Source organism: Rhizobium tibeticum (assembly GCF_900110205.1).
Classification (GTDB): domain Bacteria; phylum Pseudomonadota; class Alphaproteobacteria; order Rhizobiales; family Rhizobiaceae; genus Rhizobium; species Rhizobium tibeticum.
This window is the reverse complement of record NZ_FOCV01000126.1, coordinates 1-2,434: the sequence shown is the minus strand read 5'-3', so window position 1 is coordinate 2,434 and position 2,434 is coordinate 1. Positions and strand designations below refer to the sequence as shown.

Below are 2,434 nucleotides of genomic sequence, written 5' to 3'. Positions count from 1 at the left end.
GCGAAAGCGATGTCGACGATAGAGTGGATCACGGTCTGTCATGAACCTTCATCGCACATCGAATTCCACATTCCGTTAAGTTGACGATGCCGTTTGGCGATCAGAGCGGCTTCAGTTTGTGCACGATCTCCTCTATTCTGCTTGCGACAAGAGGCCGAATAGGCTCTGCGAGGGGCAGTTACCCCCCTTGAACTAGTAGGTCCTGGAGGGAAGAGTGAACAGCGAAGCCTTGGCAACCGCAAATATAATGTTCGACTTTATGTCGGAAGCTGCAGTGGCAAAAAGTAGGGAAGATATACTGACGTCGCTAGACCGAACGGCACGCCACTTTGGTTTTAGTTGTTTTGCAATGTCCGGCATACCTTTGCCTACGGAGCGCATTGATCCCTACTTCATGTTGAACGCGTGGCCCTATGAATGGTTTGAACGTTATTTAGCGAGTAACTACGTCCATTCCGATCCCATAATCCATCTGAGTAAGATGCAAGACAGTGCCTTTGTTTGGTCAGAAGCACTGCGGGATCAGGAACTCGGCCGTCATGCGCGCCGAGTCATGAACGAAGCCAGGGAGTTCAAGATGAATGATGGTTACAGCGTGCCACTGCACACCGCCAATGGCTTTCAGGCAATTATAACTTTCGGGGCGGAGCAGGTGGATCTCTCGCGTGCTGCCAGAGGAGCGCTGCATATCATATCGATTTACGCCCATAACACGATCCGCAGCCTATTAACGCAAAAAGTTAAGTCGCAAGATAGGAGCCTCTTAAGGATAACAGCGCGTGAACGTGAGATTATTCAGTGGTGCGCTGCAGGCAAAACAGCGCTAGAGATCGGGGAAATTCTGGGCCGTTCACAGCGAACCATTCAAAATGAGATACTCAATGTTCAACGCAAACTCAATGTGGTCAATGCGGCGCAGATGATAGCGGAGAGCTTTCGTTACGGAATTCTTCGATAAAGGCGTGAAACTAGGCAATTTTACTCATTTAAACCACAGCGAGTGTCATGCATCCTTGCTTTAAAATAGGGTCAAGGATGATAAGACTTTACGTCGGTCGCCCAGCATCAAGCGGGCAAGCAATGGAGGAAATCTGGCGCTTTCGGCGCGAGCAATTCGTGGAAAGGCTCGGCTGGGAGGCGCTGCGCAGAAGTGACGGTCTGGAAATTGACCAGTTCGATCACGACCGCGCCCTGCATCTCGCACTCTTTTGCGAAGATACTATCGTGGGGTATTCGCGACTGCTCCCTACGACAGAACCCCATCTCTTATCGGACGTGTACCCCCAGATAATGAATGGCCGAACGTGGCCGCGTTCGCCCGAGATTTTCGAGTGGACCCGATGTGTTGTCGCGGAAGGTGAAATTCTAATCAACGGTATACCAGCCTCCCATGTTTTGATGACTGGAGTGATGGAATTCTGTCTTGTTGCAGGCATTACATCAATGATCGTCGAAACGCACCCAAGGCTGGTAGAACTCCTAACTTCCACTGGTTGGAGGGTAACCCAACTTGGTTTGCCTTCGGTGCTCGACGGCGGACTAATCGTACCGATCCAGGCAACGCCTTCTATGTCTGGCTTGATGAAGCATCATCTACTCTACTCCATCCGGGGAAGCACGCTCTTGCTCGAGCCGGAGGTCCGGAATCCGCTGAAGCCGGGCGCCACTTTGCGCCATTTGCCTTACTTGGACCATGGGGAAATTCGTTTAGCCGATAGAAATAAGGAGAGTGCCTGTTTGGGTTAATTGAGGGCGATAGCCTGTCGGTTAACGCGACTAAAGCGGCTCTGAAGCAGGTGATATCATACGGTTAGTCATGACGCGGACGCCATCGCGTGCTGAGGCCCGACCGACGGAAAAAGGTCAGGTCTCTCAGTTCATGCGTAAACTGGATGAGGGCATGATGCGATTTTTTTGCGGGCTGGTTGACCGGATTCGTTCCATTCAGGAGCGGGTTCGCTATCGAGACGAGGTGGATAAGGCCGATGAGCTTTGGGTGCAAGTTATGATCCAATGAATTCGATCGCGAATTAAAGACAATAGAGAACCGAGCAAATCTGAAATGCGCTTCAGCGCCAGCTGGTGAGAAATGATAAGAGACAAACAGAACAACAGTGTAGTCTTCGTAGATCCTGAAGATTACATAAAGGGACTTGTGCACGATCAGGCCAATAGTTTGAACACGATCATCACACAGGTATTTGAAAATCACCCATCGACCGAGGATGTGGCATTGATACGCTATCTGCTTCAAATGCTCAGCGTGGCAACTCTCGGCGAAAAAAACGAACGTTAGTTCCAGAAGGATTGTGAGCGCGACGAACAACCCACTGGAGTGCCCCCCGTTTTGCCGGACAGGTCAGCTATTGAGATAAAGCTTTGATGAACTCCCTTGGGGAAGCCATCTTCAGCGCTGAATGTGGATGGATTTCGT

2 protein-coding genes are annotated in these 2,434 nt (G+C 50.7%); both read left to right on the top strand.

The features are described from left to right. Window positions 1-214 precede the first annotated feature (214 nt). On the top strand, window positions 215-958 hold the full coding sequence (locus BSG20_RS35080; protein ID WP_093041987.1) for a helix-turn-helix transcriptional regulator: 744 nt from the start codon (window positions 215-217) through the stop codon (window positions 956-958). A gap of 122 nt (window positions 959-1,080) precedes the next feature. Then, window positions 1,081-1,746: an acyl-homoserine-lactone synthase gene (locus BSG20_RS35075; protein ID WP_093041985.1), complete on the top strand. Its 666-nt coding sequence runs from the start codon at window positions 1,081-1,083 to the stop codon at window positions 1,744-1,746. Window positions 1,747-2,434 lie beyond the last annotated feature (688 nt).

Bases quoted from the DNA above. Each gene is read 5' to 3' on its own strand.
- BSG20_RS35075 (WP_093041985.1), top strand. From the start codon at position 1,081: ATGGAGGAAATCTGGCGCTTTCGGCGCGAGCAATTCGTGGAAAGGCTC.